At 70.7% G+C, this 23,303-nt stretch carries 20 protein-coding genes; 10 read left to right on the forward strand and 10 right to left on the reverse strand.

The annotated features are described in order from the left end of the window. The first annotated feature begins 369 nt into the window (after nucleotides 1–369). Nucleotides 370–2,208, forward strand: coding sequence for an asparagine synthase (glutamine-hydrolyzing) (asnB, locus tag QRX50_RS47235; protein ID WP_285969550.1), 1,839 nt, complete (start codon nucleotides 370–372; stop codon nucleotides 2,206–2,208). Between the two features lie 89 nt (nucleotides 2,209–2,297). Here the strand turns inward: asnB and QRX50_RS47240 are convergent, their stop codons facing one another. Continuing rightward, nucleotides 2,298–2,801: a GNAT family N-acetyltransferase gene (locus QRX50_RS47240; protein ID WP_285969551.1), complete on the reverse strand. Its 504-nt coding sequence runs from the start codon at nucleotides 2,799–2,801 to the stop codon at nucleotides 2,298–2,300. 174 nt (nucleotides 2,802–2,975) lie between these two features. Here QRX50_RS47240 and QRX50_RS47245 point away from each other — a divergent pair, with 174 nt between their 5' ends. Further along, complete coding sequence (locus tag QRX50_RS47245; protein WP_285969552.1) at nucleotides 2,976–3,953, forward strand: aldo/keto reductase; 978 nt, start codon at nucleotides 2,976–2,978, stop codon at nucleotides 3,951–3,953. Between the two features lie 57 nt (nucleotides 3,954–4,010). Here the strand turns inward: QRX50_RS47245 and QRX50_RS47250 are convergent, their stop codons facing one another. The 3 genes from QRX50_RS47250 to QRX50_RS47260 are packed head-to-tail and all read right to left on the reverse strand — an operon-like array spanning nucleotide 4,011 to nucleotide 7,532. Next, nucleotides 4,011–5,012, reverse strand: a complete 1,002-nt coding sequence (locus QRX50_RS47250; protein ID WP_285969553.1) for a Gfo/Idh/MocA family protein — start codon at nucleotides 5,010–5,012, stop codon at nucleotides 4,011–4,013. Nucleotides 5,013–5,040: 28 nt separating this feature from the next. Continuing rightward, the gene (locus QRX50_RS47255) at nucleotides 5,041–6,525 is read right to left on the reverse strand and encodes a CoA-acylating methylmalonate-semialdehyde dehydrogenase (RefSeq protein WP_285969554.1); all 1,485 of its coding nucleotides are present in this window, start codon (nucleotides 6,523–6,525) and stop codon (nucleotides 5,041–5,043) included. An 8-nt stretch (nucleotides 6,526–6,533) separates the two neighbouring features. Then, nucleotides 6,534–7,532, reverse strand: a complete 999-nt coding sequence (locus tag QRX50_RS47260; RefSeq protein ID WP_285974746.1) for a LacI family DNA-binding transcriptional regulator — start codon at nucleotides 7,530–7,532, stop codon at nucleotides 6,534–6,536. A gap of 148 nt (nucleotides 7,533–7,680) precedes the next feature. On the opposite strand from QRX50_RS47260, the gene QRX50_RS47265 reads away from it, so the two are divergent. The 8 genes from QRX50_RS47265 to iolD are packed head-to-tail and all read left to right on the forward strand — an operon-like array spanning nucleotide 7,681 to nucleotide 15,969. Continuing rightward, nucleotides 7,681–8,565 (forward strand): sugar phosphate isomerase/epimerase family protein, encoded by an 885-nt coding sequence (locus tag QRX50_RS47265; RefSeq protein ID WP_285969555.1) that lies wholly within the window; start codon nucleotides 7,681–7,683, stop codon nucleotides 8,563–8,565. A 36-nt stretch (nucleotides 8,566–8,601) separates the two neighbouring features. After that, a complete protein-coding gene (locus QRX50_RS47270; RefSeq protein ID WP_285969556.1) occupies nucleotides 8,602–9,618 on the forward strand; it encodes a substrate-binding domain-containing protein in 1,017 nt (338 codons plus the stop codon). Then, the gene (locus QRX50_RS47275) at nucleotides 9,615–10,649 is read left to right on the forward strand and encodes an ABC transporter permease (protein ID WP_285969557.1); all 1,035 of its coding nucleotides are present in this window, start codon (nucleotides 9,615–9,617) and stop codon (nucleotides 10,647–10,649) included. Before QRX50_RS47270 ends, QRX50_RS47275 begins: the two co-directional genes overlap by 4 nt. Beyond that, on the forward strand, nucleotides 10,646–11,428 hold the full coding sequence (locus QRX50_RS47280; protein WP_285969558.1) for an ATP-binding cassette domain-containing protein: 783 nt from the start codon (nucleotides 10,646–10,648) through the stop codon (nucleotides 11,426–11,428). The genes QRX50_RS47275 and QRX50_RS47280 overlap by 4 nt, the downstream gene beginning before the upstream one ends. Beyond that, on the forward strand, nucleotides 11,425–12,354 hold the full coding sequence (gene iolC, locus QRX50_RS47285; RefSeq protein ID WP_285969559.1) for a 5-dehydro-2-deoxygluconokinase: 930 nt from the start codon (nucleotides 11,425–11,427) through the stop codon (nucleotides 12,352–12,354). Before QRX50_RS47280 ends, iolC begins: the two co-directional genes overlap by 4 nt. Next, on the forward strand, nucleotides 12,351–13,247 hold the full coding sequence (locus tag QRX50_RS47290; protein ID WP_285969560.1) for a Cgl0159 family (beta/alpha)8-fold protein: 897 nt from the start codon (nucleotides 12,351–12,353) through the stop codon (nucleotides 13,245–13,247). The genes iolC and QRX50_RS47290 overlap by 4 nt, the downstream gene beginning before the upstream one ends. After that, the gene (iolB, locus tag QRX50_RS47295) at nucleotides 13,244–14,134 is read left to right on the forward strand and encodes a 5-deoxy-glucuronate isomerase (protein ID WP_285969561.1); all 891 of its coding nucleotides are present in this window, start codon (nucleotides 13,244–13,246) and stop codon (nucleotides 14,132–14,134) included. The genes QRX50_RS47290 and iolB overlap by 4 nt, the downstream gene beginning before the upstream one ends. Further along, nucleotides 14,131–15,969: a 3D-(3,5/4)-trihydroxycyclohexane-1,2-dione acylhydrolase (decyclizing) gene (gene iolD / locus QRX50_RS47300; protein WP_285969562.1), complete on the forward strand. Its 1,839-nt coding sequence runs from the start codon at nucleotides 14,131–14,133 to the stop codon at nucleotides 15,967–15,969. The genes iolB and iolD overlap by 4 nt, the downstream gene beginning before the upstream one ends. Here the strand turns inward: iolD and QRX50_RS47305 are convergent. From QRX50_RS47305 to QRX50_RS47330, 6 genes are all read right to left on the reverse strand, one after another. After that, complete coding sequence (locus tag QRX50_RS47305; RefSeq protein ID WP_285969563.1) at nucleotides 15,966–17,942, reverse strand: MFS transporter; 1,977 nt, start codon at nucleotides 17,940–17,942, stop codon at nucleotides 15,966–15,968. The two genes, iolD and QRX50_RS47305, sit on opposite strands and share 4 nt — an antisense overlap. Further along, on the reverse strand, nucleotides 17,939–18,373 hold the full coding sequence (locus QRX50_RS47310) for a MarR family winged helix-turn-helix transcriptional regulator (protein WP_285969564.1): 435 nt from the start codon (nucleotides 18,371–18,373) through the stop codon (nucleotides 17,939–17,941). Before QRX50_RS47310 ends, QRX50_RS47305 begins: the two co-directional genes overlap by 4 nt. Nucleotides 18,374–18,419: 46 nt before the next feature. Continuing rightward, nucleotides 18,420–19,229, reverse strand: coding sequence for an alpha/beta fold hydrolase (locus tag QRX50_RS47315; RefSeq protein WP_285969565.1), 810 nt, complete (start codon nucleotides 19,227–19,229; stop codon nucleotides 18,420–18,422). A gap of 72 nt (nucleotides 19,230–19,301) precedes the next feature. Continuing rightward, nucleotides 19,302–20,360, reverse strand: a complete 1,059-nt coding sequence (locus QRX50_RS47320; RefSeq protein ID WP_285969566.1) for an NAD(P)-binding domain-containing protein — start codon at nucleotides 20,358–20,360, stop codon at nucleotides 19,302–19,304. A 44-nt stretch (nucleotides 20,361–20,404) separates the two neighbouring features. Then, on the reverse strand, nucleotides 20,405–21,619 hold the full coding sequence (locus QRX50_RS47325; RefSeq protein ID WP_434533390.1) for a GGDEF domain-containing protein: 1,215 nt from the start codon (nucleotides 21,617–21,619) through the stop codon (nucleotides 20,405–20,407). 791 nt (nucleotides 21,620–22,410) lie between these two features. Next, on the reverse strand, nucleotides 22,411–23,205 hold the full coding sequence (locus tag QRX50_RS47330) for an SRPBCC family protein (protein ID WP_285969568.1): 795 nt from the start codon (nucleotides 23,203–23,205) through the stop codon (nucleotides 22,411–22,413). Nucleotides 23,206–23,303 lie beyond the last annotated feature (98 nt).

A 23,303-nucleotide genomic window follows, 5' to 3' on the forward strand; every position in this document is an offset into this window, starting at 1 on the left:
GCGTACAACAAGTCGGCCACAAGGCACCTCTCAAGACAGGTCACCCGGGGCGGGTGACCGTTGGACGACGCAACTGTGCGGTCGTAGCGCTGCGTGATGGAGCCGGTCTGACGCCTCCTTGACGCGCTCTCCTGGGCCATTTACGCGCTCTTGACACCGGGTGACCCCCGCCACCGCCGTTCGCCTGGTACCCGATGGCGTTCGGTTGATCTTGACCGGTGACGCCAAGTAGTTGGTGAGTGACTCACACCACAATCCGTAGTGGATCTACGACGGAGCGTGCAATTCGGGCAGACATGGCCCACCCGGCTGTGTTACACCAGTGTTTCGAATAGTTGTATTACCTAAGCAAATCACGGAGGCACGCGGATGTGCGGAATCGCCGGCTGGGTTTCCTACGACTCTGACCTGTCACAACGGCAGGAGATCGTCGACGCGATGACGGAGACGATGGCGTGCCGCGGCCCGGACGACCGCGGCACGTGGGTGCGCCGCAACGTCGCGCTCGGGCACCGCAGGCTCGCGATCATCGACCTGCCGGGCGGCCGCCAGCCCATGAGCGTGCGCACGCCCAACGGCGAAATCTCCATGGTCTACAGCGGCGAGGCCTACAACTTCACCGAACTTCGTGAAGAACTCACGAAGCTCGGGCACACGTGGGAGACCGACAGCGACACCGAGGTCGTGCTCCACGGATACCTGCAGTGGGGCGACGCGGTCGTCGACCACCTGAACGGCATGTACGCGTTCGCGATCTGGGACGAGCGCGACCAGAAACTCGTGATGATCCGCGACCGCATGGGGATCAAGCCGTTCTACTACTACCCGACGCGCGACGGCGTGCTGTTCGGCTCGGAGCCCAAGGCGATCCTGGCCAACCCGCTGGCGAGCCGCGTCGTGGACAGCGACGGCCTGCGCGAGCTGATGGCGTTCACCAAGCGCCCCGGCTGGTCGCTGTGGAAGGGCATGGCCGAGGTCGAGCCGGGCACCGTCGTCACGGTGTCGAAGGAAGGCATCCGCACTCGCACGTACTGGAAGCTCGACGCGAAGCAGCACACCGACGACCAGGAGACCACCGTCGCGCGCGTGCGCGAGCTGATGACCGACATCGTCAACCGCCAACTCGTGGCCGACGTGCCGCGCTGCGTGCTTCTCTCGGGCGGGCTCGACTCCAGCGCCGTCACGGGTCTCGCGGCCGCGCGGCTGGCCGAGCAGGGTGAGCAGCTGCGCACGTTCTCGGTCGACTTCACGGGCCAGGAGGAGAACTTCAAGCCGGACGAGATGCGCGACACCCCGGACTCGCCGTTCATCCGCGACGTCGCGAAACTCGTCGGCTCGGCGCACCAGGACGTGATCCTCAACCCGGCCGAGCTGTCCGATCCGGAGGTGCGCCGCACCGTGCTGCGGGCCCGCGACATCCCGGCCGGCCTCGGCGACATGGACACGTCGCTGTACCTGCTGTTCAAGGCGATTCGCGGCGAGTCCACGGTGGCCCTGTCGGGCGAGTCGGCCGACGAGGTGTTCGGCGGCTACCGCTGGTTCCACGACGAGTCCGTGCACGCCGACACGTTCCCGTGGCTGGCGTTCCGCTCGGGCCTGATGACGGAGCGGGAAGCGTTGCTGCGCCCCGACGTCGCCACGCACCTGAGCCTCGCCGACTACGTGGCCGACCAGTACCGCACGGCCGTGGACAAGGTCGAGCACCTCGACGGCGAATCGGAGCAGGAGGCGCGCATGCGCACCATCTGCAACCTCCACCTGAGCCGCTTCGTGCGAATGCTGCTCGACCGCAAGGACCGCGCGTCGATGGCCGTGGGCCTGGAGGTGCGCGTGCCGTTCTGCGACCACCGGCTCGTGGAGTACGTCTACAACACGCCCTGGTCGCTCAAGACGTTCGACGGCCGCGAGAAGAGCCTCCTGCGGCACGCGACCAAGCACGTGCTGCCGGACTCGGTACGCGACCGCGTGAAGAGCCCCTACCCGTCCACCCAGGACCCCGGCTACCCCGCCGCGTTGCAGCAGCAGGTGAAGGAAGTCCTGGCGGAGCGCGACAACCCGGTGTTCCAGCTCGTGAGCCGCGAGTGGCTCACGAAGGTGTCCGAAGTGGACCCGGTGACGATCGAGCCGACGCAGCGGGTCGGGATGGACCGTGCACTGGACCTGTATCACTGGTTCGACATGTACTCGCCCGAGCTGCAGCTGGACTGAGGTTCCTCGCCGATTCGAGTCGTGGTGCTGTGGTCCGCCTCCCCCGCGTCCGGGAGGCGGGCCACGGCTCGTCTTCTCGGGTCGGCGGGTCAGAGTTCGAGGCTGGCGTCCACGTCGGCGCCGTGTACGTCGAGGTCCGCGCCGGTGCCGGTGAGCAGGCGGCGGGCGGCGGCGTTGTCCACGGTGGTCGAGGCGATGAACCGGGCCGCGCCACCGTCGCGCGCGGCTTCGAGGAGCACTTCCGTCACGCGCTTGCCGATGCCGTGCCCGCGCACCGAGCGGCCCAGCCACACGCCGGCCTCGACCTCGACGGCCGAGGGACCGTGCACGGGCTGCAGGCGCGCCGCCCCGGCCGCGCGGCCGTCGACCTCGACGAGCCACGTGGTTTCGATCGCGGTGTCCGGGTCGAGGCAGCGCCGCCGGTGGAACGCGAGAAACGCCTCGCACCGCTCGGGCGTCCAGCCCGGCGGTCCCTCCATCGGAGGCATCACCTCGAGCGCGTCGGCGTCGGCGACCGCGGCCTCGAGCAGCCGGCGCAGGGCCGGCTCGTCGAGGGGGGTCAGCACGATCTCGGAATCGGAGGCTCCGGTCACACCGGAAAGCTTGGCACGAGGATCTTGTGCACGCGACCTGGTAATACGGCTTACCAACGTGGCGGTCAACGGGCAACGTGACGACTGTCCAGTGTGGAAGGACTCCACGGCTCGAGGCTTCGTCGCTAGGGTGGTTCCGTTCGGTGTCTTCGATGAGAACAGGAGCGGCCTTCGATGGAGTACGTCCGGCTGGGCTCGACCGGCCTGCAGGTCTCGCGGGTGATCCTCGGCTGCATGAGCTACGGCGTGCCGGAACGCGGCCGCCACGAGTGGTCCCTCGGCCTCGACGATTCGCGCCCGTTCTTCCGCGAGGCGGTGGAAGCGGGCATCACGACGTTCGACACCGCCAACACCTATTCCGACGGCTCCAGCGAAGAGATCACCGGCAAACTCCTCGGCGAGTTCGCCCGGCGCGACGAGATCGTGATCGCCACCAAGGTCTTCAACCGCATGGGCCCGGGCCCCAACGGCGCCGGCCTCTCACGCGGCGCCATCATGACCCAGATCGACGCCAGCCTGCGCCGCCTCGGCACCGACTACGTGGACCTGTACCAGATCCACCGCTACGACGAGAACACCCCGATCGAGGAAACCATGGAGACCCTGCACGACCTCGTGCGCGCCGGCAAGGTCCGGTACCTCGGCGCGTCTTCCATGTGGGCGTGGCAGTTCGCGCAAGCCCAATACGTCGCCGACCTCGGCGGCTGGACCCGCTTCGTCTCCATGCAGGACCAGTACAACCTCATCCAGCGCGAGGAAGAACGCGAGATGCACCCGTTCTGCCTCGACCAGGGCGTCGGCGTCCTGCCCTGGAGCCCCCTGGCGCGCGGGAGGCTGACGCGCGATTGGGACGAATCGACCAAGCGCAGTGAAAACGATGGGTTCGCGAAGAAGCTCTACTCGCAGGCCGAGGAAGCCGACCGCCGGGTTTCTTCCGCGGTGGCCGACATCGCCGCGGATCGCGGGGTTTCGCGCGCGCAGGTCGCGCTGGCCTGGATGCTGCACAAGCCGGCGATCACGGCGCCGATCTTCGGCGCGACGAAGCCCGGCCACGTGGCGGACGCCGTGGCGGCTGTGGAGCTGGGCTTGACGGAGAAGGAGCTGGCGCGGTTGGAGGAGCATTACGTGCCGCACCTTCCGGCGGGCTTCTGAGTTTGTTCGTGCCCCGATGTGGTCTCGTTTCGAGTCCACATCGGGGCCACGTAAGACCTACCGGCGAACCTCGCGCACCTCCACCGGACGCCCTTCCCGCCGCGAGAGTTCACAAGCCTCCGCGATGTAAAAAGCCTCCAGCGCATCCTCGGCACCCGCGGGGCTCGGCGCCCGGCCGGCGGCGACGTCCAGGAAAGCCGCCAACTCAGCCGCATAAGCCGGCCGGAAGCGTTCCATGAAGCCGGGATACGCGGGGCCCGGCAAGGGGGTCACGCCCGGTTCCACGGAGTGCAAAGGAGACCGGTCGTCCAGCCCCACCACCACGCCCGACCGGGAACCGAGGGCCTCGAAGCGAACGTCGTAGCCCGCGCCGTTGTAGCGGGTCAGCGAGACGGTGGCGAGGGTGCCGTCGTCGAGGGTGAGGAGGACCGCGGCGGTGTCGACGTCGCCGGCTTCGACGAAGAACTGCTCGCCGCGGTTGGCGCCGACCGCGTAGGCCGAAACGACCTCGCGGCCGGTGACCCAGCGGACGATGTCGAAGTCGTGCACGCCGCAGTCGCGGAACAAACCACCGGAGTGGGGGACGTAGGCGGCGGGCGGGGGTTCGGGGTCCAAGGTGGTGGCGCGGACGGTGTGGAGCCAGCCCAGCTCACCCGAAGTGACAGCAGCGCGCGCGGCCTGGTAGCCGGCGTCGAAGCGGCGTTGGAAGCCGATCTGGACCGGCACCGGCGAGCCCGCGATGTGGTCGATGACCGCCAGGGTGCCGGTGATGTCGGCGGCCACCGGCTTTTCGCAGAACACCGGGAGGCCCGCGTCGACGGCCTTCATGATCAGGTCCGGGTGGGCGTCGGTGGCCGCGGTGACCACGAGGGCGTCCAGGCCCGCCCCGAACAGCTCAGAGATCCCCGACGCGGCCTCGACGCCGAGTTTCGCGGCCGTGGCCTGGGCACGCACGGCGTCGACGTCGGCGACGACCACCGAGGAGACCCCGTCGAAGCCCTTGAGCGTTTCGGCGTGGGCGGTGCCGATCCGGCCGGTGCCCGCCAGTCCCAACCTCATCGTGGAAGCCTCCTGCTCGTCGGAAGAATCAGTGCGTGGGAAAACCGAGGTCGACGCCGTGGGGCTGCCGCGGCCAGCGCGACGTCACGGCCTTCGCGCGGGTGTAGAAGCGCACGCCCTCGGCGCCGTGCACGTGCGTGTCGCCGAAGAGGGAGTCCTTCCAGCCGCCGAAGGAGTAGTAGGCCATCGGCACGGGGATGGGCACGTTGATGCCGACCATCCCGACGGTGACGCGCCGCTCGAACTCGCGCGCGGCCAGGCCGTCGGTGGTGAAGATGGCGGTGCCGTTGCCGTACGGGTTGGCGTTGACCAGCTCCAGTGCCGCCTCGAACGTCTCGGCGCGCACGACCGACAGCACCGGGCCGAAGATCTCGTCGGTGTACACGGTCATGTCCGGCGTCACGTGGTCGAGCAGCGTCGGGCCGACCCAGAAGCCGTCCTCACGAGCCGCGAGACCACGGCCGTCGACGACCACCGAAGCACCCGCCCGTTCACCGGCGTCCACATAGGACACAATCCGGTCCCGCGCGGCAGCGGTCACGACCGGTCCCATCTGCGACGAAGCGTCCACCCCGGGCCCCGTCGTCAGAGAACGCGTCCGCGAGGCGATCGCCGAGACCAGCTCATCAGCCGTGTCACCCACCGCGACGACCACCGAGATCGCCATGCACCGCTCCCCCGCGCTGCCGTACCCGGCGGACACGGCGGCGTCGGCCGCACCGGCGACATCGGCGTCGGGCAGCACCACCATGTGGTTCTTCGCCCCGCCGAGCGCCTGCACGCGCTTGCCCGCCGCCGTCGCGGTCTCGTACACGTGCCGCGCGATCGGCGTCGAACCCACGAACGACACTCCCGCGACGTCCGGATGCGTCAGCAAGGCGTTCACCGCCGCGGCGTCACCCTGCACCACGTTCAGCACGCCCGGCGGCAACCCGGCCTCGGAGAACAGCTCCGCCAGCCGCACCGACGCCGACGGATCCCGGTCCGAAGGCTTGAGCACAAACGTGTTCCCGCACGCGATTGCCACCGGGAACATCCACATCGGCACCATCACCGGGAAGTTGAACGGCGTGATCCCGGCGACCACGCCCAGCGGCTGGCGCAGCGAATACGCGTCGATCCCCCGCGAGACCTGCTCCGAGTGCTCACCCTTGAGCACCTGCGCGATGCCGCACGCGAACTCCACCACCTCCAGCCCGCGCTGCACCTCGCCCGCGGCATCGGAGAGCACCTTGCCGTGCTCGGCGGTGATCAGCGCGGCCAGCTCGTCGCGGTGGGAGTCCACCAGCTGGCGGAACGCGAACATGATCTTCGTGCGCTGCGCCAGCGAACTGTCGGCCCACTCGCGCGAGGCCTTCACCGCCGACGCGACCGCGGCGTCCACATCGGACGGGTCGGCGAGCACCACCTGCCGCGCCACCTCACCGGTGGCCGGCTGGAAGACGTCGCCACGGCGGCTCGAGACGCCGGCCGTGCGGGCGCCGTCGATCCAGTGCTGGACGAGTTCGGTCACGAGAGCTCCTAGCGACGAGCGGTGGTCGAGCGGACCACCAGGGAGGGGTGCAACAGGTGCCGGACCGGCGTCGTACGCTCGCCGCGCACGCGTTCCAGCAGGGCCTCGAACGCCAGCCGCCCCATCTCGGTGCGCGGCTGGTCCACAGTGGTCAGTGAGACGTGCCGCAGCGAAGCCAGCGACGTGTTGTCGTAGCCGACCACCGACACGTCGCCGGGCACGCGCAACCCGTTGTCCTCCAACGCGGAGATCGCGCCCACGGCGTTGAAGTCGTTGCCCGCCACCAATGCGGTCGGCAGGTCGGCCCGGTCGTACGTGCTCAGCAGCTCCAGCACGGCCTTCTCGCCGGCGGTGTCCGTGTGCTCGCTGCGCACCACGATCGGTTCGAGTCCGTGCGCCGTCGTCGCCCGGCGGAACCCTCGGCGACGCGCCGCGGCACCGGCCGCCCCGCCACCGTCCAGGTGCGCGATCCGGCGATGCCCCAGGCCCACGAGGTGCTCGACGGCCAGCGCCGAGCCCGCCTCACCGTCGTCGTTCACCGTGTCCACCCCGGCCGCGCGCGAAGTCCGCGACACCAGCACCACCGGGCATTGGCGGGCCGCGGCCTCGATCGCCGACGCGGGCACCACCGGCGACAGCAGGATCAACCCCGCCGGCCGGAACGACAGCAGGCTGCGCAACGCGGTGCTCTCCCGCGAGGGCACGCGCCCGCCGGTGTTGAGGATGAGATGGAACCCGGCCGCCTGCGCCGCCGCGTCGAGACCCTCGACCACGTCGGCGAAAAACGCGTTGCGCAAGTCGTTCACCATCACACCGAGCACCGTCGACGTGCGGCTGGCGAGCGAGCGCGCCATCACGTGCGGCGAGTAACCCAGCTCGTCGGCTGCCTTCAGCACGGCTTCGCGGCGCAGCGCCGAAACATTGGGCGCACCCCGCATCACCAAGGACACGAGCGCGCGGGAAACCCCCGCCCGCGCGGCGACGTCCTCCATGGTGGGCTTCACGATTCGCTTGCCTCTCCGCCGGAACCGGCCGGAACCGGCCCTTGACTCGGGTGCGGCCGACGCTACAAGCTTAGAGCGCTCTAATCAATAGAGCGCTCCAACGCGCACCGAACGGGCCAACGCCAAGGGTCACCGCACGGAGAGGGTTCCCATGAACGCCACCATCCGCATCGCCGCCGCACCGATCTCCTGGGGGGTGTGCGAAGTGCCGGGCTGGGGCCGGGTCCTCGACGCGCCGACCGTGCTCGGGGAGATGGCGGAGCTCGGCATCACCGCGACCGAGCTCGGCCCGCCCGGGTACCTGCCGCGCGACCCGGCCGAGCTGAAGAAGCTCCTCGGCGGCCACGGCCTGAACCTCATCGGCGGTTTCCTCGCCGTGGTGCTGCACGAGAACCCCGAAGCCGCCCTCGCCGAAGCCGAGGACTCCGCCGCGCTCTTCGCCGCGTGCGGAGCCGAGGTACTCGTACTCGCCGCCGCGACCGGCCTCGACGGCTACGACGAACGGCCCGCGCTCACCGACGGCGAGTGGACCACCCTGATCACCACCGCCGGCCGGATCCGCGACGTCGCGGCCGGCCACGGCCTCAAGACGGTGCTGCACCCCCACGTCGGCACCCACGCCGAGACGCGAGCCGAGGTCGAAAGGTTCCTCGCCGACTCCGACCTCCCGCTGTGCCTCGACACCGGTCACCTGCTGATCGGCGGCACCGATCCCGTGGAGCTGGCGCGGCGGTACCCGGACCGGATCGGGCACCTGCACCTCAAGGACGTGCGCGGTGAGCTGGCCGAAGCCGTCCGCAACGGCACCGTCGGGTACACCGAGGCGGTGGGCAAAGGTCTGTACGTCCCGCTGGGTGAGGGTGACGTGGACATCGAAGCCATGGTTCGCTTCGTGCACGAAGCGGGCTACGACGGCTGGTACGTGCTGGAGCAGGACACGGCGCTCGACGAGCGCAGCCCCGTGGACCTGCCGAAGCGGGACGTGGCGGCGAGCCTGGCCTGCCTCGGGGCGATCGTCGGCCGCCTGGCCGGCTGAGAAGACAACGAGGAAACGCAGCGAGGAGAGACGACGATGTCCCATCGCTTGAGGCGCGGGGTGCCGAAACCGCGCTCGAGGGCCGCCCGGATAGTGGCGGGGCTGCTGGCCACCGGCCTGCTGCTGTCGGCGTGCACCGGGCCCGCGGCCGAGCCGAAGGCCACGGCCCCCGCCGCGGCGCCGGTCGAGTCCGGGCCGCTCAAGGTCGCCGTGATCACCCACGGCACCGCGGGCGACGCGTTCTGGAACGTGGTCAAGAACGGCGCCGAGCAGGCGGGCAAGGACCTGGGGGTGCAGGTCGAGTACGCCTCCGACGGTGACCCGGGAGCGCAGGCCAAGCTGATCGACAACGCCGTCGCCCAGCAGATCGGGGGCCTGGTCGTCTCGATGGCCAACCCCGAGGCCCTGCAGCCCTCGATCGAGGCGGCGGTGCGCGGCGGCATCCCGGTCATCACCATCAACTCCGGCGAGGACAAGAGCGCGGCCTACGGCGCGCTCACCCACGTGGGCCAGAACGAGTCCATCGCGGGCCAGGAAGCCGGGAAGAAGTTCAAGGACCTCGGCAAGAAGAAGCTGCTCTGCGTGATCCACGAGGCCGGCAACGTCGGCCAGGCGCAGCGCTGTGACGGCGCGAAGAGCGGCTTCGGCGGCGACGTGCAGATGCTGCAGGTGGACATCTCCAACCCCACCGACGCCGAGTCGCGCATCCGCGGCGCCGTGCAGACCGACCCGTCGATCGATGCCGTGCTGACGCTGAACTCGCAGGTCGCCGCGCGCGCCGTGAGCGCGATCAAGGGCGTGGGCTCGAAAGCGCAGGTCGGCACGTTCGACCTGAACTCCGATGTGGTGGCCGCCATCAAGTCGGGCGATGTGCTCTTCGCCGTCGACCAGCAGCAGTACGAGCAGGGTTACCTGCCGGTCATGTTCCTCAAGCTCTACCGCGACAACGCGAACATCGTCGGCGGCGGCAAGCCGGTGCTCACCGGCCCCGACCTGGTCGACAAATCCACTGTGGACAAGGTCGGCCAGTACGTGCAAAGGGGCACCCGATGACCACCACCACGCTCGACGAACGGCTCGTGAAACCCACACTCATGGACCGGCTGGTGGTCCGGCCGGAGATCGGCGCCTTGCTCGGCGCGGCTGTCGTCTTCCTGTTCTTCTCCCTCGTCACCGACAAGTTCTTCAGCGCCAGCGGCGCCGCGACCTGGCTCGACGACGCGGCGACGCTCGGCATCATGGCCGTGGCCGTGTCGCTCCTGATGATCGGCGGCGAGTTCGACCTGTCGGCGGGCGTGATGACGGCCTCGACCTCGCTGGTCACCGCGATCCTCGCGACCGCGGTGGGCTGGAACGTGTGGCTCGCCCTGCTGGCCTCGCTGGTGTTCGCGCTGCTGGTGGGCACATTCAACGGCTGGCTCGTGATGAAAACGGGCCTACCGAGCTTCATCGTCACGCTCGGCACGTTCCTGGCGCTGCAGGGCCTCAACCTCGGCGTGACGCGGCTGGTCACCGGCACCGTGCAGGTCTCGGGCATGCGCTCGACCGACGGCTACGCCTCCGCCGGCTTCGTGTTCGCCTCCACGGTGAACATCGGGGGCACGCCGTTCCAGATCTCCATCGTGTGGTGGATCGGCGTGACGGCGGTGGCCGCGTGGCTGCTGTCGCGCACGCGGTTCGGCAACTGGATCTTCGCAGTCGGCGGCTCGGCGGCCAGCTCACGCGCGGTCGGCGTGCCGGTGGTGCGCACGAAGATCCTGCTGTTCATGGGCACGGCGCTGGCCGCGTGGCTCGTCGGCTCGATCAACATCCTGCGGTTCGCGAGCGTGCAGGCCAACCAGGGCATCGGGCTGGAGTTCCAGTACATCATCGCCGCGGTGATCGGCGGCTGCCTGCTCACCGGTGGCTACGGCTCAGCCGTGGGCGCGGCGATCGGCGCCCTCATCTTCGGCATGGCGCGCCAGGGCATCGTGTTCGCCGGCTGGGACAGCGACTGGTTCATGCTGTTCCTCGGGATCATGCTGCTGGCCGCGGTCCTGGTCAACAACGCCTTCCGGCGATGCGCGGAAAGGGTCCGGCGATGAGCGCTCCCCTGATCGAAGTCAAGGACGTCGGCAAGATGTACGGCAGCGTCGTGGCCTTGCGCGACGTGTCCACAGTGGTCAACGCGGGCGAGGTCACCTGCGTGCTCGGCGACAACGGTGCCGGCAAGTCCACCTTGATCAAGATCCTCGCCGGCGTGCACCAGCACGATCGCGGCGAGTTCCTGGTCGAAGGCGAGCCAGTGCGGTTCACCTCCCCCCGCGAGGCGCTCGACCGCGGCATCGCCACGGTGTACCAGGACCTCGCCGTGGTGCCGCTGATGAGCGTGTGGCGCAACTTCTTCCTCGGCTCCGAGCCGACGACCGGCTTCGGGCCGTTCCGGATGCTCGACCGGAAGAAGGGCCGCGCGACCACCAAAAAAGCGCTGGCGGACATGGGCATCGACCTGCGTGACGTCGAACAGCCCGTCGGCACGCTGTCCGGCGGTGAACGCCAGTGCGTGGCCATCACGCGGGCCGTGCACTTCGGCGCGAAGGTGCTGATCCTCGACGAGCCCACCGCGGCGCTGGGCGTGAAGCAGGCCGGCGTCGTGCTCAAGTACGTGGCACAAGCGCGCGACCGCGGGCTCGGCGTCGTGCTGATCACGCACAACCCGCACCACGCCTACCCGGTGGCCGACCGGTTCCTGCTGCTCAAGCGAGGTGCCGCGCTCGGGTCGTACGAGAAGTCCGAGATCGGCATCGAGGAGCTCACGCGGCAGATGGCGGGTGGTGCCGAGCTGGAGGCCCTGGAACACGAACTGCGCGCGGTGGAGACGTGAGTCTCGAGGCGCTGACCATCGGCCGGGTCGGGGTGGATCTCTACCCCGAGCAGAGCGGCGTGCCGCTGGCCGAGGTCGCCACGTTCGCCAAGTCGCTCGGCGGCACCGCGACCAACGTCGCGGTCGCCGCCGCGCGGCTCGGCCGCCGCACCGCCGTGCTCACGAAGGTGGGGCCCGACGGGTTCGGCGACTACGTGCGCCAGGCGCTCACGCGGTTCGGCGTCTCGCCCGAGCACGTCGGCACCTCCCCGGACCTGCAGACGCCGGTGGTGTTCTGCGAACTGAACCCGCCGGCCGACCCGCCGCTGCTGTTCTACCGCGCCCCCATCGCGCCGGACCTCACGCTGACCGACGCCGACGTGCCGTGGGACGTCGTGCGCGAGGTGCCGCTGCTGTGGGTCACGGGCACGGGCGTCTCCACAGAGCCCGCGCGCACGACGCAACGCAAGATCCTCGAGGCACGCGGCCGGCGGCAACACACCGTGGTCGACCTCGACTACCGGCCGATGTTCTGGCCGGACGCCGAGACCGCGCGCGAGGAGATCGGCTGGATGCTCGACCACGTGACGGTGGCCGTCGGCAACCGCGCGGAGGTCGAGGTGGCCGTGGGCACGGCGAACCCGGAGGAGGCCGCGGACCGGATGCTCGCGCGCGGCGTGCGGCTCGCGGTGATCAAGAAGGGCGCGGAAGGCGTGCTCGTTGCGACCCCCGAGGGCCGGGCGACGGTGAAGCCGCAACGCGTGGAGGTGGTGTGCGGCCTCGGCGCGGGCGACGGCTTCGGCGGCGCCCTCGTGCACGGGCTGCTGTCGGGCTGGGAGCCGGTGCGCCTCGCGAAGTACGCGAATGCGGCGGGTGCGCTGGTCGCGGCGCGGCTCGCGTGCGCCGACGCGATGCCGACCGCCGCGGAGATCGAGGAGCTGCTGTGACGCCCTTGCTGACCGACGAACGCTGGAGCGAGCTGCTGCGCGTGCGGGCCACCGACCCGGGCGCGGTGCGGCGCGCCTACGCGTCCCGGCGGCGGCGCGAGAACCTGTTGTCGGACAGAGGCACCCTGTTCCTCGTGGCCGCCGACCACCCGGCGCGCGGGGCGCTGGGCGTGGGCGGCGACCCGCTCGCGATGGCCGACCGCCGGTCGCTGCTCGAACGGCTGCTGGTGGCGCTGGCCAACCCGGCCGTCGACGGGCTGCTCGCCACCCCCGACGTCGTCGAGGAGCTGCTGCTGCTCGACGCGCTGCACGACAAGGTCGTGATCGGCTCGATGAACCGCGGCGGCCTCGCCGGCGCCGACTGGGAGATCGACGACCGCTTCACCGGCTACCACGCCGCGTCGCTCGTCGACTGCCGGCTCGACGGCGGCAAGATGCTGCTGCGGCTAGTCGACGCCGACCCCGGCACCGTCCCGACGCTGCAGGCCTGCGCCGACGCGGTCACGGAGCTCGCGTCCTACGGCCTCGTCGCCATGGTCGAGCCTCTGCCCTACGCCCGCGCCGAAGGCCGGCTGGTGCTGCAGAAGGACGCGGCGGCGCTGGCCCGGGCCGTCACGGTGGCCTCGGGCATCGGCGTGACGTCGGCGCACACCTGGCTCAAGCTGCCCTCGACCGACGACACCGCCGTGCTGGGCGCCACGACGCTGCCGGTGGTGATCCTCGGCGGGGTGCCCTCCGGCGACCCCGCCGCCGACCTGGCGTCGTGGGGCCGCACACTGCGCCACGACGTGGTGCGCGGCCTCGTCGTGGGCCGTACCCTGCTCTACCCGCCCGACGGCGACGTCGGGTCCGCCGTGGCAGCTGCCGCGAAGATCCTGGAGGCCGCGAAGTGAGCGCACTGCACCGTCCACACGGGACACTGACCGACGACTCCGACCCGATTCTGCTGACGCCCGAAGGGGCCGGCTGGTCGCACACCGGCTTGCGGGTGCTCAAGGTCGGCCGCCGGCTGCCCCGGATGATCGAGACCGGCGAGTTCGAGGCGTTCGTGCTGCCGCTGTCGGGCTCACTCACCGTGCGCGTCGACGACGAGGAGTTCGAGCTCGAGGGCCGCGACTCCGTGTTCTCGCGCGTCACGGACTTCGTCTACGTGCCCCGCGACGCCGAGGTGGTGCTGACCTCGCCGACCGGCGCCGAGGTGGCGATGCCGATGGCCCGCTGCGAGCGCCGGCTGGAGCCGAGGTACGGCGCGGCCGAGGACGTACCGGTGGAGGTCCGCGGCTCGGGCCAGGCGAGCAGGCAGGTCACCAACTTCGGCGTGCCCGGCGTGTGGGACCACGCGGACAAGCTCAACGCGTGCGAGCTCATCACGCCCGACGGCAACTGGTCCTCGTACCCGCCGCACAAGCACGACGAGGCGAGCGAGTGCGAGGTCGTGAACGAGGAGATCTACTACTTCCGCATCGCCGGGCGCGACGGTGTCACGCCCTCGCGCGAGGGCTTCGGCCTGCACCGCACCTACACGGCCGACGGCGAGCTCGACGAAGACGTGGCGGTGCGCGACGGAGACGTCTTCCTGATCCCGCGCGGCTACCACGGTCCGTGCGTCGCGGCGCCGGGTTACCCGATGTACTACCTGAACGTGCTGGCCGGGCCCGCGCAAGAGCGTTCGATGGCGTTCTGCGACGACCCCGCCCACGGCTGGGTCCGCGACACCTGGGCGTCGCAGGAGCTGGACCCGCGTTGTCCTGTCACCGATCACGAGGGGCGGCGGCGATGAAGCTGACGACGGCGCAGGCGTTGGTGCGCTGGCTGCTCGCGCAGCGGTCCGAGACGCTCGACGGGCGGGAAGTGCCGCTGTTCCCCGGTGTCTTCGCGATTTTCGGCCACGGCAACGTCCTCGGCCTCGGCACGGCGCTGGAAGAGCACCGCGACGAGATCCCCGTCTGGCGCGGGCACACCGAGCAGGGCATGGCGCTCGCGGCCGTCGGCTACGCGAAGGCGACGCAACGACGCCAAGTCGGCGTGGTGACGTCGTCGATCGGGCCGGGCGCCTTGAACATGGTGACGGCGGCCGGCGTGGCGCACGCGAACCGGCTGCCGGTGCTGCTGCTGCCGGGCGACACGTTCGTCAGCCGCGCGCCCGACCCGGTGCTGCAGCAGATCGAGCCCTTCCACGACGGCACGGCGACGGTCAACGACGCCTTCCGCGCTGTGAGCCGCTACTTCGACCGGATCACGCGCCCGGAGCAGCTGCTCGCGACGTTGCCGCAGGTCGCGCGCGTGCTCACCGACCCGGCCGACTGCGGGCCCGTGACGTTGGCGCTGCCGCAGGACGTGCAGGCCGAGACGTTCGACTTCCCGTCTTCGCTGTTCGAACCCGTGACGCACCGGCTGCCGCGCCCGCGCCCGGACCGGCGCGCGGTGACCGAGGCGGCCGGCGTGCTGCGCGCGGCCCGGCGCCCGCTGCTGGTGCTCGGTGGCGGCGTGCGCTACTCGGGCGCGGGCAAGCGCGCGCTGGAGTTCGCCGAGCGGCACGGGATTCCCGTCACGGAGACCACCGCCGGGCGAACACTGGTGCCGCACACGCACCCGCTGTACGCGGGACCACTGGGCATCACCGGGTCGGCTTCGGCGAACGCCGTGGCCGCGTCGGCCGACGTGGTGTTCGCCGTCGGCACCCGGCTGCAGGACTTCACCACGGCGTCGTGGACGGTGTTCTCGCCGGACATGCGGCTGGTCACGCTCAACGCGGCCGCGTTCGACGCGGTGAAGCACGGCGCGCTGGCCGTCATCGGCGACGCCTACGCCGGGCTGGATGACCTGGCCACCCAGCTGGAAAGCCGGCGCGTCGATCCACAGTGGACTTCCCAGGCCGCCGAGGAACGCGCCAAGTGGGACACGCACATCGGCGCTTTGCGTTCCGCCACCTCGGAGATCCCCAGCTACGCGCAGGTCGTCGGTGTGGTCAACGACCTGTCCGAGCCCCGCGACTACGTGATGACCGCGTCGGGCGGGCTGCCCGGTGAGCTGATCGGCGGCTGGCGCGGCTCCGGCGAGGTGAGCATGGACGTGGAGTACGGCTTCTCGTGCATGGGTTACGAGCTCTCCGGCGCGTGGGGCGCCGCGATCGCGCACGACGCCGGCCTCGTGACGACCCTGCTCGGCGACGGCTCGTACCTGATGCTCAACTCTGACCTGTTCTCCGCCGCGTTCGCCGGCCACCCACTCGTCGCGGTGGTCTGCGACAACGACGGGTACGCCGTGATCGCGCGCCTGCAGCAGGGCCAGGGTGGCAAGCCGTTCAACAACTTCTACGCCGATTGCCGCACCTCCCACGCCGAGCCGCCACGCGTGGATTTCGCACGCCACGCGGAATCGTTGGGCTGCGCGGTGTTCTCGGCTTCGTCGGTCGACGATCTCCGGGACGCGTACGCCAAGGCGCGCGCGGCCGCCGTCGCCGAGAGCCGGCCCGCGGTGGTCGTGGTGCGCACGCTGCCCGCGGCCTGGACGGAAGCCGGCGCGTGGTGGGAGGTCGGCGTGCCCGAGCACCTGGCGGGCCGCCCGGACTTCGACGCCGCGAAGCCCGGGCAGGTCCGCTACCTGAGCCGCTAGGCCCAGAGCTTCGTCAGCGCGTCGACGTCGAGGACGGTGGCGAACTTCGGGAAGATCGTGCCGGTGAGGAACTCGTGGGTGCCGGGCTCCGGGTCGGCGCTGGCGTCGTCGAGCACGAGGATGCGGTAGTCGCGGTCCATCGCCTCGCGCACGGTGCTGAGCACCACGCCGCTGGTGCTGATGCCGGCCAGCACGAGCGTGTCGACGTCGCGGCCGCGCAGCTGAGTGTCGAGGTCGGTGGTGGTGAACGCGCCGACGCGGATCTTGCGCACCGAGACGTCCTGCGGCTGCGGGCTGAGCCGCTCGTCGATCTGGGTGGCCGGGGCGGCGGCGTGCATCACCGCGCGGCTTTCGGGCGAAACCATGCGCGCGAACACGCTGGTGGACGGGATGGCGTCGAACTCGGCGTCGTCGAAGCCGACGCGGACCCAGCCGACGTGCCCGCCGTGGGCGCGGACGTCGGCGATGGCGGTGTCGACGCGATCGACCAGCGCCTGGTCGTCGGCGACGCGGCTCACGATGCCGGCCTGGTAGTCCATGACGAGCAGGGCGGTGCGGGCCGGGTCGAGCTGTTCGGTCATTTCCGGGTGCCTTTCGGGATGGGTGGATCGCGCCAGCGTCCGGTCGAGGACGTTGACGAGCAGGAAGACGACACTCGCGATCACCAGGAACCACGCCAGGTGATGGAGGCCGCCGGTGTCGGCGCGTTGGCCGTAGAAACCTCCTTGGGCGGCGGAGGAGACGATGGCGCCGAGGTAGCCGAAGGTGCGCAGCAGACCCGCGGACGTGCCCACGTCGTCGGAGTTCGCCTGCCGGTACACGGCGTTCTGCAGCGCGAGGCTGTTGAGCCCTTGGGGGATGCCGAAGATCAGCACGATCCCGACGATCGTCCACAACGGACTGGCCGGCATCAGCGTCAGCAAGAGCACACACGCGACGAGCTGCGCGACCGCGGCGACGACCAGCTTGCCGCGCAGCCCTTGCCGGCGTCCGGTGATCGCCGAGACCACGATGCCGGTGGCGAACATCGGCAGCGTGACCAGGCCCGTGGTGCTCGCCGACAGGCCGCGGCCGTCCTCGAGCCACTGGGTGAAGCCGTAGATGAAGCTGTAGGACACGACATACGCGAGCAGGGCGCGGCCGTAGGTGAGCAGCAGCGGAACATTGCCGCCGAGCACCCGCAGGTCGATGAACGGGCGGGGGTGGCGCAGCTCGTGCACGGTGAACGCTGCGGCGGCGAGCACGGTGATCACGACCAGGTACCACGAGCCGGCGTGCGGGTTCATGAGGAACAGCAGGAGCGCGACCAGCGTCGTCGCGAACAGGGCCATGCCGGGGAAGTCGAGGTTCAGCTTGCCCGGGGCGCGTTCGTCGCGCGGGAAGCGCAGCCGGCCGAGTACGAACGCCACGATCGCGATGGGAATGTTGATCGCCAGCGTGGCCTGCCAGCCGCCGAGGCCGATCAGCAGCCCGCCCAGCGGCGGGCCGATCACGGCGATGGTCTGCGTGGCGATCGCGAGGATGGTGAGCACGCCGGCGGGACTGTCCTTGCCGGTGCGGCGGCCTTCGTCGCGGATCAGCCGCATCGCCGCGGGGTAACCGGCGCAGGTGCCGAAGCCGAGGATCACCCGAGCGACGATCAGCACCGCCAGGTTCGGGGCCAGGGCGCCGATCACACCCGCTACCCCGACCAGGGCCGTCGCGGGGAGGAACAGCCGGCGCGGACCGTAAATGTCGATCAGGCGCCCGACCACGGGCTGGCCGACCGCCGTCGCGAGGTAGAGCGCGGAGATCAGCCACGCCGTCTGCGAGGGCGGCGCGCCGAGCGCGACACCGATCGGCACCAGCGCGACCGAGACGATCGTGGAGTTGATCGGGTTCAGGATCGCGCCGGAGACGAGGGGCGCGATGAGCTTGCGGTCGAACCCGTCGCCCGCGCCGAGCCGCTCACGCGTTTTCACGGGTGTGCTCATTCTTCGACCACGCGCTCCAGCAAGGTCAGCGCCTGGTCCAGGACCTGGCGCTCGGCGTCGGTGAAACGCTGCTCGAACGCGCTGGCCAGCCACTCTTCCCGGCTGGCGCGAGCCCCCTGGGCGACAGCGCGGCCCTCGTCGGTCAGGAAGAGCAGCTGGCGGCGCGCGTCTTCGGCGTCGACCTCACGCCGGATCAGGCCTTGTTCGTGCAACGCCGCGACCGTCTTGGCCATCGACTGCGGCCGGACCCGTTCCGCGCCGGCCAGCTGGCTGGCCGACCACGGTTCGGAGATCGCCAGCCGAGCCAGCGCCGACGCCTGCGGCGCGCTCAGGCCGCGCACGGATGACGCGTCCTGCATCCTCCGCCGCAGCCGGCCGACGAGGATCCGCAGCCGCTGGGCCACGACGTCGGGAGAGCTCTGTTCGTTCACGATAGACAGCCTACACTGATCAGCTTTGGCTGCCTATTTTCTTGATCTACGCCACGTGCTCGTCAAGCCAGGGGCGCAGGATCGGCAGCACGGCCTTGGCCTGCATGGCGGTCATGTGGTCGAGACCTTCGAGGAGCTCGACCTTCCACCCGTCCTGTTCGAGGGCCGCGCGGTTCTCGCCGAGGGGGCCTGCGAGGTCGACCGTGACGCCGCCCCAGCGTTCGCCGTATTCGATGCGGTCTTCGGCGCCCGCGAAGCACAGGCGGGGGCACGTCAGGTGGACGGCGTGGTCGTCGAAGCCTTGCAGGGCCTCGTAAAGCGTGACGAACTGGCGGGTCTGAGCCGTGGACAGGGTGAAGTCGACGGAGTCCCAGTCGCCCGGCGTCGCGTCGCCGCCGTCCGTGCGGGGCATCGCGTGCGTCGCCCGGGTGACGGCGAGCATCGCGTCGTACGGGCCGTCGAGCGGCGGGTAGCCGCCCATCACCAGGGCGGTGAGGCGGTCGGTGCGCAGGGCCAGCTGCAGGCCGACGACGGCCAGCCAGGAGTAGCCGTAGTAGGCGAAGTGTTCGGCGTTCACGGCCGATGCGATCGCCAGCAGGTCGGTGGATATTTCGTCCGGCGTAAGGGTTTCCGGGCGCGGGTGGGCGAGGGTGTGGCCCTCGTAGTCGAAGGCGATCACGCGGAAGCCGGCGAGGCCGTCGATGAGCGAGCGGCCCAGCGCGGGGTCGCCGCCCCACTGGCGCACGGCCTCGGCCTGCTCGCCCTCCAACGGACGCGGGTTCACGGGCAGCAGCAACGCCGGTCCGTCGCCGTGCACCTCGACGTCGATCGTGGTTCCACTGGGCAACGTAAGCATGACGGCCCCCATCTCTTTACGCTGTAAGCGATTGGCGGCGACGATACTTTACGTCGTATGGAGTTGTCGAGTTCAGAGGCCGAGGTAGCGGCGGATCTCCCGCACGGCGGCACGTCCGGCGCGGTTGGCGCCGACGGTGCTGGCCGAGGGCCCGTAGCCCACGAGGTGCAGGCGCGGTTCGGCGACCACACGCGTGCCGTCCATGCGAATGCCGCCGCCTGGGGTGCGCAGGTGCAGGGGCGCGAGGTGGTCGATCGCCGCGCGGAAGCCGGTGGCCCAGAGGATCAGGTCCGCGGGTTCGAAGGTGCCGTCGGCCCAGACGACGCCTTCGGGCACGAGGTGGTCGAACATCGGCTTGCGGTCGAGATACCCGGTGGCCTGCGCGGCGCGCACCTCGGGCGTCACGGCGAGGTCGGTGACGCTCACGACGCTCTGCGGCGGCAGCCCCTCGCGCACGCGCTGCTCCACCTTCGCGACGGCCTGGCGACCCCAGTCCTCGTTGAACTCCTCGTCGCGCCACACCGGCGGGCGGCGGGTGACCCAGGTCGTCGACCTCGCGACGGGCCCGATCTCCATCAGCAGCTGCACCGCCGAGATACCGCCGCCGACCACGACCACGCGGTGGCCGCGGAACGCCTCGGCGCCGGGGTAGTCGGCGGTGTGCAGCTGGCGGCCGGTGAAGAGCTCCTGCCCCGGGTAGTGCGGCCAGAAGGGGCGGTCCCACGTGCCGGTCGCGCTGATCACGGCGCGGGCGGCCCACGTCTCGGCGGGCGTCTCGACCAGCAGGCGGTCGCCGTCCTCGCGGATGGCCGTGACGTCGACCGGGCGGTGCACGGGCAGGTCGAACGTCTTCTCGAACCGGGCGAAGTACTCGGACACGACCTCACTGGCGGGCCGCCTCGGGTCGGGCATGCCGAACGCCATGCCGGGCAGGTCGTGGATGCCGTTGACCTTGCCGACGACGAGCGAGGGCCAGCGGTACTGCCACGCGCCGCCGGGGCGTTTGCCGTGGTCGAGGACCACGAAGCCGGTCTCGTTGGCGAGACCCGCGCGGCGCAGGTGGTACGCCGCCGACAGCCCCGCCTGTCCCGCCCCGATCACCACGACGTCGGACTCGTGATCCGCACTCATGCAACGTTCAACAACGGGGCGGAGCGCGTATTTCGAGCGGTGACTCACACGGCGACGCGGTTGCGCCCGGCGTCCTTGGCTCGGTAGAGGGCGGCGTCGGCCGAGCGCAGCACCTGGTCGAGCGTGTCGCCCGCGTCGGGGTAGCCGGCGACGCCGACGGACACCGACAGGCCGCTGACCCGCGCCGTCCCGCCGACCACCACACTCAGCTCCCCCACCGCGACGCGCACGCGCTCGGCGATGGCGAGCACGGGCGTGCCGCCGGTGGCCGGCAGCAGCACCACGAACTCTTCGCCGCCGAAGCGCCCGACCGTGTCGCTCTGGCGCACAGCCTCCGCGATCGCCACGGCGACGGCGGCGAGGACCTCGTCGCCGGTGAGGTGGCCGTAGGTGTCGTTGATGCGCTTGAAGTGGTCGAGGTCGATCATCAGGACGGCGAACTCGCTGCCGGGGCCCCGTCGGCGGGCCCGGGTGAACTCGCGCGTGGCGAGGTCGTGCCAGCCCGCGGTGTTGAGCAGCCCGGTCTTCTCGTCCGTGACCGCGGCGACCTGCAGCTGCTGCTTCAGAAGCAGGTAGCGGTGCAGCAGAAGCAGCGGCGCCACCACGAAAACGACGAGCACGGGTTGCGCCACGAGCGCGAGCGAGGCGAGGCCGCCCAGGCACAGCGTGGCGATCTCGAAGGCGTTGTCCTCCCACGTGCCGATGAGGTCCGCGGCCTGACGGCTGCCCGTGTAGAGGTAGATGCCCGCGGCGACCAGCGCCATGTTGACCACCTCGAACACGGCCGCCGCCGCGACGAGGGCGAGCACGCCGTGCCACGTGTTGAGGGTCGCGTCGTTGAGGTGGTCGATGGTGAGCACGGAGGACGCCGCGAAGCAGCTGAGCATCGCCCACGCTGTGCTGGCGAGAAACCGGTGTGCCGGCCGCGTACGGACGCTTCGCCAGACCCGCAGCCACAGGTGCACGTAGAGGACGAGCGCCAGCAACGCCACCCACGCCGGCGGCAACAGGAAGGCACCCGCGAGGTACCAGACGGAGGTGACGTTGATGTGCGTCTGGCCGCTCATCCACCGCCGCAGCCGCTCGATCCGCCGCGACATCTCCGCCTGCGCGATCCCGAGCACGACGAGCGTCGCGAACCACCCGAACTGGACCGGGCCGCCGAAGTTGGTCACGAACCCGACCGCCACAGCCGTCACGGCCGCGAGCTCGCAGACCACGGCGTACGCGATCCACCTCCGCCGCGCCACCACCCACATCCCCCACCGCGACGGCAGGCCGTCCCACTCCCGCCACGCCGCCAGCGCACCCCGGACGCCCCGGGGACCCGCTCCCAGCATCGTGACGCCCCTTCGGCCGACGAGGTGGCCCAGGGTAGCCGGTCAACCCTCCGCCGTCGCCGGACCGGGGGAAATCCCGGAGGTCTTCTGCCCCGCGGACATGGTTGGGGTAGAGCGGGTGCGCAATTCCGCGGGTGTCAGCGGCGGCGCGGTGCCCGGATGGGTTCGCGAGCCCGCCGCCCTTGGTTGTCCACGACCAAGCCGGCCGGAGATCTTGAGCCCTGCGGATGTGGTTGAGGTGGACGGGTGGGCAACTCCCGAGTCGGGTGAGGCTGTGCCCGGGCTCGCAAGCCCGCCACCCCTGGCTGTCCACAACCGAGCCGGACCGGAGATCCGGAGCCCTGCGGACATGGTTGAGGAGAGCGGGTGAGCAACTCCCGAGTCGGGTGAGGCTGTGCCCGGGTTCGCAAGCCCGCCACCCCTGGTTGTCCACAACCGAGCCGGACCGGAGGTCCTGAGCCCTGCGGACGTGGGCATTCCCGAGTCGGGTGAGGCTGTGCCCGGGTTCGCGAGCCCGCCACCCCCGGTTGTCCACAACCGAGCCGAGTTGTGGACAACCGGGCGTTCCGCGCCGCTTTCGCCGGGTTTCGTCGGGGTGGGCCGATAGGATGGACAAGGGCACGCCCCCCAGGGAGGGCGGGGCTTTGCCTCCCAGGCCGCGTCGCGCCGGTCAGGCGGGGCGCAGAGCAGGTGCGGTGCAGGTACGGTCGTCAGCGGCGGCGCAGTGCCCGGATGATCATGAAGACCACGAACAGCACCGCGGCGCCCGCGGCGACCGGGATGAGGCGTTTGGCCACGGACTGGCCCGCGTAGTCCAGGAGGTCGATGGCTTCGGTTTCGCCGGTCGAGCCACCGGAGGGGACGCTGCGGAGCTGGGGTTTCGGGGCCGCTGAGCCGGCTTCGGCGCTGTCGGCGGCGGATTGTTCGGCGAGGTCGCCCTTCGCGGCCGCTTCGGCAGCCGGAGCGGCCGAAGTCGCCGGAGCGGTCGAAACCGAGCCTGAGCCGGCAGACGCCGCGGCTGAACCAGCCCCGGCGGCGCCAGCGCCTGCACCCGCGCCGTCAGCGCGCAGTGAATCGGCCAGGTTGCCCGCGAAGGTGTCCAGCAGTTTCCCGCCCACCTCCGAGATCAGGCCGCGGCCGAACTGCGCCGGGCGGCCCGTGATGGCGATGTCGCTGCCCACGTCGCCGTGGGTGCCGCCGTCGTCGGTCGAGCGCAGCGTCACGGTCACGGTCGCCGCGGCGGTGCCGCCGCCGCGGGAGTCCTTGCCGGAGGCCTTGATGACGACCTTGCGGGCCGCCTCGTCCTTTTCTAGGAACTCGCCGGATCCCTTGTACAGCAGGGAGATCGGGCCCAGCTTGACCTTCACCGTGCCCGTGAAGGAATCGCCCTCCACCTTCGTGAGCGCGGCCCCCGGCATGCACGGGGCGACGCGCTCGGGGTCGATGACGGCCTGCCAGACCTCCTCCAGAGGCGCGGGGACGGTGAATTCGTGGTCGAGCCGCACGGGCCGACCTCCTCTCCTTCGAACCGCAGAACCAAAAGCCAAGAACCGATGAGGCCCACCTTACGGCCGCGACGGCCGAAAGGTGGGCCTCGTCGACA

The sequence above is a fragment of the Amycolatopsis sp. 2-15 genome (genome assembly GCF_030285625.1).
GTDB lineage: Bacteria > Actinomycetota > Actinomycetes > Mycobacteriales > Pseudonocardiaceae > Amycolatopsis > Amycolatopsis carbonis.